Below are 8,172 nucleotides of genomic sequence, written 5' to 3'. Positions count from 1 at the left end.
ACGGCTTGGCCTCGATGTAGACGCCGCGCTCGTACAGCATCTCGAAGGTGTCGCGCGCGCTGTGGCCGATGGCCAGCACCACGTGTTCGGTGACGATGCGCTCGCCGCCGGCCAGCGTCAGGCTGCGCACCTGGCCGCCGTCGCCGTCGGCGTTGGCTTCGATTTCGATATCGACCACCTTGCTGTCGAAGCGGTATTCGCCGCCCATGGCCTCGATGTTGGCGCGCATCTGTTCCACCATCTTGACCAGGCGGAAGGTGCCGATGTGGGGTTTGCTGACGTACAGGATTTCTTCCGGCGCGCCGGCCAGCACGAACTCCTTGAGCACCTTGCGGCCGTAGTGGCGGGGGTCCTTGATCTGGCTGTACAGCTTGCCGTCCGAGAAGGTGCCGGCGCCGCCTTCGCCGAATTGCACATTCGACTCGGGATTGAGTTCGCGCTTGCGCCAGAAGCCGAAGGTGTCGACGGTGCGCTCGCGCACTTGCTTGCCGCGCTCGACGATGATGGGACGCAGCCCCATCTGCGCCAGGATCAGCGCCGCGAACAAGCCACACGGCCCGCTGCCGATGACCACCGGGCGGCCGTGGCGGGTCGCGGCGTTGGCGGCGAGTTGGACGCCGTTGGCTACAAAATGATAGCTGGTGTCGGGCGATGGCGACAAATGGACATCATGGCTCAGGCGCGCCAGGACGCCGTCTTCATCGACGACATCGACATCGAGGGCATAGATCAACACGATGGATGAGCGCTTGCGGGCGTCATAGCTGCGCTTGTAGACGGTGAAGCCGAGCAGGGCGTCGGCACTGATGGCCAGCCGCGCCAGGATGGCGGCCGGGAGCGCATCGGCGTCGTGGTTCAGCGGAAGTTTGACTTCATTTAGTCGCAACATGGTGCGGATCTCTCTAAAGGACGCTATCTAGGCGTCATGGACAGAATGCGGCGCGGGCCGCACGGAAACCGATATTTTACCAGTATCAATCACGCCGGGCGGCCGCTGGCGGATGGCGCAAGGCCGGGCGCCATCTGCGGCGGCGCCCGACTTGCCGCAACTAACGATACATATCGGCGCCGTTGGCGCACCACAAACCGATTTTGAATATCGGCGCAGCGGGTCCATTGCGTTGGCAATAAAAGAAAGAGGGCGTTTCGTTCCGTTTTTTATTTGGCAATATCCCATTTCCGATGATAGATTAATCGCCGTCTGTATTGGCGGATTTGGCGCCGCCCGGCCTTGGGCGGGCCGGTCGGGCCCTTGCTTGTATCGATTTGTTGCAAAAAAGAGACTTGCACCAAAGAGGAGCGTCAACACGAATTTGTCAGAATGGACGCGATTCGCCTCAGTTATTATTTTTATAAAATATTCGTTATTAAATATTACATTAATAAATATATATCAAACTTTGTTATTTGAACGACACTGAGATGCCGTTCAAGCTGTCCGGTCCACTAGGCACTCTACTAGAATTATATTTTGCGATTCTATGTTGAAGACAGTATTTATTCCATAATTCATCATTTATTAAGCTTTTATTTTGAAATTATTTCTTTTGGTTAATGTAAATTTCTTTGCGTGACCGTGGCGGCAACAGGCAAATGCGTATTTTTTTTCTCCAAATTGGCGCAAGAAGACGCGGATTGATGCAATAAAGATATTTTTTATATGCATCATTTTGATGCGGAAGTGCTCCACCATGGTGCGCTGCAATAGCCGGAATGTTGTTTTTTGGAAATTTTTGCGCTGTATTTATTTGACAATGGTTTAGCTGATATGTTTCCATCAGTAACTGCGGGGGGAGAAATTTTCAATCAGTTCGAGTCGAGTTGATATGTGAAGCGCCACTGCAACCCCAGTTGTATTTGGTAATTCACCGAATAAATTAAACGATCTTTACGGGGATGGTTTAGTGGTCGGAAAGAGCGCTGAAAGCTGGACAGTTCTTACTTATCATCCAAAAGATGATACGGGACATATAAAACAATTTACATCCAAGGAATTTACTAATGATTAACGAAACAGTATTGTCTCGCTCGATACGCCTGATGTTCGTGGGTGGTATTGCGCTGGGTATGCAAACGGCCTACGCCCAGGACGCCGCAGAGCAACCAATGCAAAAAGTGGAAGTGACCGGTTCGCACATTCCTTCGTTAAACACTGAAGCCGCGAGCCCAGTGACGGTACTGAGCGCCAAAGACATTAAGATCGACGGCGTGCGCAATGTGGAAGATCTGCTGAACAACTTGCCACAGGTCTTCGCCGACCAGGGCGGTTCGATCTCGAACGGCGCCACCGGTACGGCAACGGTCAGCCTGCGCGGCCTGGGTCCGGATCGCACGCTGGTGCTGGTGAACGGCAAACGCCTGCCAGCAGGTAGCGTCAGCAGCACCGCCGCCGACTTGAACGAAATTCCAGCAGGTCTGATCAAGCGCGTCGACGTGCTGACCGGCGGTGCCGGCGCGGTCTACGGCGCGGGCGCGATCGCCGGCGTGGTCAACTTCATCATGAAGGACAATTTCGAGGGTGTGGAAGTCCAGGGCAATACGGCCGGCTACAACCACAACCAGCACAATTCGGCCTCCAGCGCCGTAGCGGCCCATAACTACCCAGTGCCTGGCGACGTCGGTATCGACGGCAAGGAAAAAGACGCCAGCATTTTGATGGGTAGTAACTTTGCCGACGGCAAAGGTAATGCGACCCTGTATTTCAGCTACAAGGAAACCAAGCCTGTGCTGGAAGGCACGCGCGACTTCTCCTCCTGCTCGCTGGCGGTCTCCAAAGGCACGTCGTATGTCTGCTCCGGTTCGGGCACCAATGCCGGCGGCCACGTCGGTAACTTCATCGCCGCCGATGCCGCAGGTAATGCGCGTCCATACGCCAGCGCCACGGATGCCTACAACTTCGGTCCGATCAACTACCTGCTGCGCCCTTCGCAAAACTACAACTTTGCGGCCTCGGCTCACCTGGACGTCAACGACAAGATCCGCGTCTACCAGGAATTCAACTTCCACAATTACTCGACCGATGCGCAAATCGCTGCCGGCGGTATCTTCTACGGTGGCCAGTACACCTTGGCCGACGACAATCCATTGCTGTCGCAGTCGTGGAAAAATGCTCTGGGCATCACTGCGGGGAATCCAGCGGTTGTGAGCCTGGGCAAGCGTAACGTCGAAGGCGGCCCGCGCGTCGATTCGATCAACGACAACTCGTTCCGCGAAGTGCTGGGCGCCAAAGGCGAAGTCAATAACTTCAACTACGACGTGTATGCTCAGTACGCCCGCGTCAGCCACCAGGAATCGGCCAATGGCTACTTCTCGCTGGCCAAGATCAACAACGCGATCGACGTCATCACCGATCCGAAGACCGGCCAACCTGCTTGCCGCGTCGCTGTCAATGGCACCGACACCGCTTGCGTACCGTACAACCTGTATAAAGTTGGTGGTGTCACCCAGGCTGCGCTGAATTACCTGGAAGTGTCCGGTCACCAACAAGGCTACACGCAACAAGTCATCTACGGCGGCACCGTCGGTGCTGACCTGAGCACCTACGGCGTCAAGTCGCCGTTCGCCGACGGCGGCGCTGGCGTGTCCTTCGGTCTGGAGCACCGCGTCGAAAAACTGGTCTTCAATCCCGACCAGGAAAATCTCTCCGGCGACTTGTCCGGCGGTAGCGGCGCAGCCCCTCCGATCAACGCCAGCTACAGCGTCAAGGAAGCGTTCGGCGAGTTCAATATGCCGCTGATCGAGAAAAAGCCTTGGGCTGAGTCGCTGATGCTGTCGACCTCTTATCGTCACTCCGACTACAGCACCCACCACACGGCCAATACCTATGGTCTGGGTCTGGACTGGGCGCCGATCAAGCAGGTTCGTCTGCGTGGCACTTACCAGCGCGCCGTCCGCGCGCCGACCATTCAAGATTTGTACAATCCACAGACGATCGGTCTGAGCGGTCCTGGCGACGACCCATGTACCGGTAACACACCGAAGGCCACGGCGGCACAGTGCGCCAATTCGGGCGTGTCGGCGGCGCAATACGGCCACCTGCTCAACAACTCGGCCAACCAGTACTCGGGCCTCACGGGTGGTAACCCTAATCTGAATCCGGAAATCGCCGATACCTACACGTTGGGTCTGGTGCTGGAACCGATCAAGGATCTGACCCTGACCATCGATGCGTTCGAGATCGACATCAAGAACACCATCAGCTCCGTGTCGCCGACGACCGCTCTGAACCAGTGCTTGCAGACCGGCGCTTCGGTCTTCTGCAACCTGGTCAAGCGCGACTCGCAAGGCAGCCTGTGGCTGTCGCCTAACGGCCCGCTGGGCTATGTGGTCGACACTACCGTCAACATCGGTAGCGAAAACACCAACGGCGTCGATCTGGGCGCCGCCTACCATCTGAAGATGGGCACCATGGGCGCGCTGGACTTCACCATGAACGGCACCTATCTGCACGCCTTCAAGATTGAAAACGTGCCTGGCCTGGGCATCATCGATTGCAAAGGCTACTTCGGTCAGACTTGCCTTACGCCAAATCCGGAATGGCGTCATAAGTTCCGTACGACGTGGTCCACGCCATGGAACTTCGACGTATCGGCCACGTGGCGTCACTTCTCGTCCGTCACGGTCGATTACCTGAACCCTAGCGATCAGGTTAACGATCCGGCTTCCGCCGCCGCCACCAAGATTGAAAACAAACTGGGCGAACGCGATTACCTGGACTTGAACGCATCGTATGCGCTGACCAAGAAAATCAGCATCAGCGGCGGTATCAACAACATCTTCGACCGCGATCCTCCAGTGGTGTCGACCAACTCGACCACCCCTGCCGGTTCGGCCAACGGCAACACCTTCCCACAGGTGTATGACTCGATGGGTCGTTATATCTACCTGAACGTGACCGCACGTTTCTAATCGGCCGTGACGGCAGGGCAGGCGGGCCAGGCCCGTTTGTCCTGCCGGCTGGTTGATGTGCTGTGTAAGCCCTTGCCTTTGGCAAGGGCTTTTTTCGTTTCCGGGGCGGGCGCATATATATATGGCGCGCCCATGAAAAACGCCGCATGGCGCGGCGTTGTGGTGGGGACGGAGGAGGCGGGAACTACAGGTCGAATTCGCCGCTGCCGCCGCGGAATTCATTGATGCCGGCCGTCATCGCCGTAATCATGCGGCGCTCGGCCGCCGACAGCTGCGGATGCCAGATGTCGAAGATCAGCACGACGCGCAGCTGCGCGCTGCGGTTCCACGCTTCGTGCTCGATGGTGTCGTCGAAGACCCAGGCCTGGCCCGGCACCCAGGACCGCGTTTCATTGCCGACGCGGAAGCCGCAATCGGGCGGCACGATCAGCGGCAGGTGGGTCACCAGGCGTGCATTGCTGACGCCGGTATGCGGCGGAATGTGGGTGTTCGGCTTGAGCAGGGAAAACATCGCCGTCGGCGTGCGGCCCGGCTGGTCCGGCTGGGGCGCGCCGCCGAGCAGTGCCATCGTCTGCGGACACTGGGCCGCGTGCTCGGGCACGGCCACGCCATCCTTGAGCAAATGGAAGGCGCTCCAGCGCGGCGAGTTGTTCAGTTCGGCGAACTGGTTGTGCGGCACGTCGTCCGGATAGGTCAGGTAGGGCGTGAAGCCCTGTTCGGCTTGCAGCACCTTGAGGAATTCGTCGCGGATGTTGTCGGTGCCGGCCTCGATCGCGTCCAGCCACGGAAAGTCGGCGCGGTCGAAGAAGGGCTGCGGCAACAGGCCAGGGTAATGCAACATCATCGATTGCGACTCGTAGCGGCGCTTGCGGCCGGTCATGATGTCGAGCGCGTCGCGGAAACGGTGCAGGGCTTCACCGTCGAGCTCGGCAAAATGCGGCGCCAGATAATCGTCGAGGAAGTGGCTGTATTTGGTCTGGTATTGGCTGCGGTAAGCGAGCGCGTGGCTGACGGCGGGCCGCAATTCCGGGCTGAGCTGTTCCAGCGGCGGCGACACGCTGGCCGCCGCGCCGTAGACCGACGCCGCCTTGTGCGTATCGCCTTGTCGCTCCAGCAAGTTGGCACGCAGGATCAGCGCCACCAGATCGGTCGGATCGGCCCGCAGCGCGCCGTGCAAGGCCGCCGCTTCGCCCGCTTCATCCTTCAAGCCCTGGCACACCAGCGCCAGATTGACCCAGCCTTGCAGACCGGCCGGATCGGCGGCCACCAGGCGGTCGAAGGCCGTGCGCGCGGTCGCCAAATCGCCATACTTGAAGGCGCGCTTGCCGAGCGAACTGAGCGCGCGGACGTGGACGGGATCGAATTCCAGCAGGCGTGCCCACAAGCGGGCGCCCTCATCTTCCTTGCCGGCTTGGGTGGCGTGAATGGCGGCGGCCTCCAGCTGAGCGACTTCTTGCCGGGCTGCGCGATTGGTCTGCATCGATGCGCTTCCTACTAATAAATACGGTGAACGGGCGCTGGCCGACGCGTACGACGGCGAACTTGACTAAAGATCAAAAATTATACTGTGATTGCCGCGCAATCCCCAGTGCCCGCCGCCGTACTGTTGGTTCACCGCATCATATTCCGCCCCACAGCGCGCCCAGCGCCGCCACCGCCGCCAGGCCCGCCGTTTCGGTGCGCAAAATACGCGGCCCCATCGACAGCGCCAGCGCGCCGTGGGCGATGGCCAGATCTTCCTCTTCTTCCGTGTAACCGCCTTCCGGGCCTATCATCAGCGTCAGCGCCTGCGGCGGCTGGTGGCGCGCCCAGCCGGTCAGCGACTGCTCGGCGCGCGGCGTCAGCAGGATGCGGCGATGCATGTCTTGCTGGCGTATCCAGTTGGAAAAGTCATCGAGCTGACCCAGCTGGGCCAGCCGGTTGCGGCCGCTCTGCTCGGAGGCCGACACGATGATGCCTTGCCAATGCGCCAGTTTCTTTTCGGCGCGCTCGGCCGACAGCCGTACCACGCAGCGCCGCGCCGCCAACGGCTGGATCGCGGCCACCCCCAGTTCGACCGCCTTCTCGACGATCCAGTCCATTTTCGACGCTTCCGGCAAGGCCTGCGCCAGCGTCAAGGCATAAGGCAGCTCGGCGTCGCGCGCGCTGTGGGCCTTGAGTTCGGCGCTGACGCGCTTTTTTTCGACGCTGCTGAGCACGGCCGTGTATTCGCCGCCGTCGCCATTGAACAGCGTGATGGCGTCGCCCGGCGCCAGGCGCACCACGTGCACATGGTGGGCCACCGCTTCCGGCAGCGTAACGGTGAGGCCGAGGGCCAGAGGCTGGGGACAAAAGAAGCGCGGCATGGAGATCCTGGTGAATGCTGAAGGGGAAGGGAGGGGCCGCACCGTCATTGTGCGGCCCTGCACCGCAATTTTAATTCCTGCATCGCGGGTCTGGTAAAATAGTTCGTTAAGCAAATGTCCGGGTGGTGGTAGGCCTGGAGCGCACGACCCGCATTGCAACCGATTCCCACTTCCGCGATAGCACAATGATGACCACTTCTACGCTTCCTACTACCAAAATGGCCAACGCGATCCGCGCGCTGGCAATGGACGCCGTCCAAAAAGCCAATTCCGGCCACCCTGGCATGCCGATGGGCATGGCTGAAATCGCCGTCGCCCTGTGGAGCGGCCACTACAGTCACAACCCGGCCAACCCGAAATGGCTGAACCGCGACCGCTTCCTGCTGTCGAACGGCCACGGTTCGATGTTGCATTACGCGCTGCTGCACCTGACCGGCTACGACCTGTCGATGGACGACATCAAGCAATTCCGTCAGATGCACTCGAAAACCCCGGGCCACCCGGAAGTCGACGTCACGCCCGGCATTGAAACGACCACCGGCCCGCTGGGCCAGGGTCTGGCCAACGCGGTCGGCATGGCCCTGTCCGAATGGTTGTTGTCGGCCGAGTTCAACCGCCCCGGCTTCGACGTCGTCGACCACTTTACGTACGCGTTCCTGGGAGATGGCTGCCTGATGGAAGGCATTTCGCACGAAGTCTGCGCGCTGGCCGGTACTTTGCGCCTCAACAAGCTGATCGCGCTGTACGACGACAACGGCATCTCCATCGACGGCAAGGTCGAAGGCTGGTTCACCGATGACACGCCGATGCGCTTCGAAGCCTACGGCTGGAACGTGATCCGCGCCGTCGACGGTCACGACGTGGCCGCCGTCAGCGCCGCCATCGCCGCCGCCAAGACGTCGGACAAGCCGACCCTGAT

At 59.8% G+C, this 8,172-nt stretch carries 6 protein-coding genes; 2 read left to right on the top strand and 4 right to left on the bottom strand.

The genetic code is table 11. The annotated features are described in order from the left end of the window. Positions 1–889 (bottom strand): FAD-dependent monooxygenase (locus Q0S71_RS09445; RefSeq protein WP_295994197.1); only part of this gene is annotated, 889 nt, incomplete at its 3' end. 649 nt (positions 890–1,538) lie between these two features. Then, positions 1,539–1,778: a hypothetical protein gene (locus tag Q0S71_RS09440; protein WP_295994195.1), complete on the bottom strand. Its 240-nt coding sequence runs from the start codon at positions 1,776–1,778 to the stop codon at positions 1,539–1,541. Between the two features lie 223 nt (positions 1,779–2,001). Between Q0S71_RS09440 and Q0S71_RS09435 the strand changes: the two genes are divergently transcribed. Next, complete coding sequence (locus Q0S71_RS09435) at positions 2,002–4,908, top strand: TonB-dependent receptor (protein WP_295994193.1); 2,907 nt, start codon at positions 2,002–2,004, stop codon at positions 4,906–4,908. A gap of 184 nt (positions 4,909–5,092) precedes the next feature. On the opposite strand, the gene Q0S71_RS09430 is transcribed toward Q0S71_RS09435, so the two are convergent. Further along, positions 5,093–6,388 (bottom strand): aspartyl/asparaginyl beta-hydroxylase domain-containing protein, encoded by a 1,296-nt coding sequence (locus Q0S71_RS09430; protein ID WP_295994190.1) that lies wholly within the window; start codon positions 6,386–6,388, stop codon positions 5,093–5,095. Between the two features lie 139 nt (positions 6,389–6,527). Further along, positions 6,528–7,253 (bottom strand): 16S rRNA (uracil(1498)-N(3))-methyltransferase, encoded by a 726-nt coding sequence (locus tag Q0S71_RS09425; RefSeq protein WP_295994188.1) that lies wholly within the window; start codon positions 7,251–7,253, stop codon positions 6,528–6,530. A gap of 218 nt (positions 7,254–7,471) precedes the next feature. Between Q0S71_RS09425 and Q0S71_RS09420 the strand changes: the two genes are divergently transcribed. Beyond that, positions 7,472–8,172: 1-deoxy-D-xylulose-5-phosphate synthase N-terminal domain-containing protein (locus Q0S71_RS09420; RefSeq protein WP_295994186.1), on the top strand; the 701-nt coding region annotated here is incomplete at its 3' end.

Source organism: Rugamonas sp. (assembly GCF_025354735.1).
Taxonomy (GTDB): Bacteria; Pseudomonadota; Gammaproteobacteria; order Burkholderiales; family Burkholderiaceae_D; genus Rugamonas.
This window is presented reverse-complemented; position numbering and strand designations above follow the sequence as displayed.

What these genes read in the sequence shown, in the direction of transcription:
- Q0S71_RS09425 (WP_295994188.1), bottom strand. Translation starts at nt 7,253, where the DNA reads ATGCCGCGCTTCTTTTGTCCCCAGCCTCTGGCCCTCGGCCTCACCGTT.
- Q0S71_RS09430 (WP_295994190.1), bottom strand. Translation starts at nt 6,388, where the DNA reads ATGCAGACCAATCGCGCAGCCCGGCAAGAAGTCGCTCAGCTGGAGGCC.
- Q0S71_RS09440 (WP_295994195.1), bottom strand. Translation starts at nt 1,778, where the DNA reads ATGGAAACATATCAGCTAAACCATTGTCAAATAAATACAGCGCAAAAA.
- Q0S71_RS09435 (WP_295994193.1), top strand. Translation starts at nt 2,002, where the DNA reads ATGATTAACGAAACAGTATTGTCTCGCTCGATACGCCTGATGTTCGTG.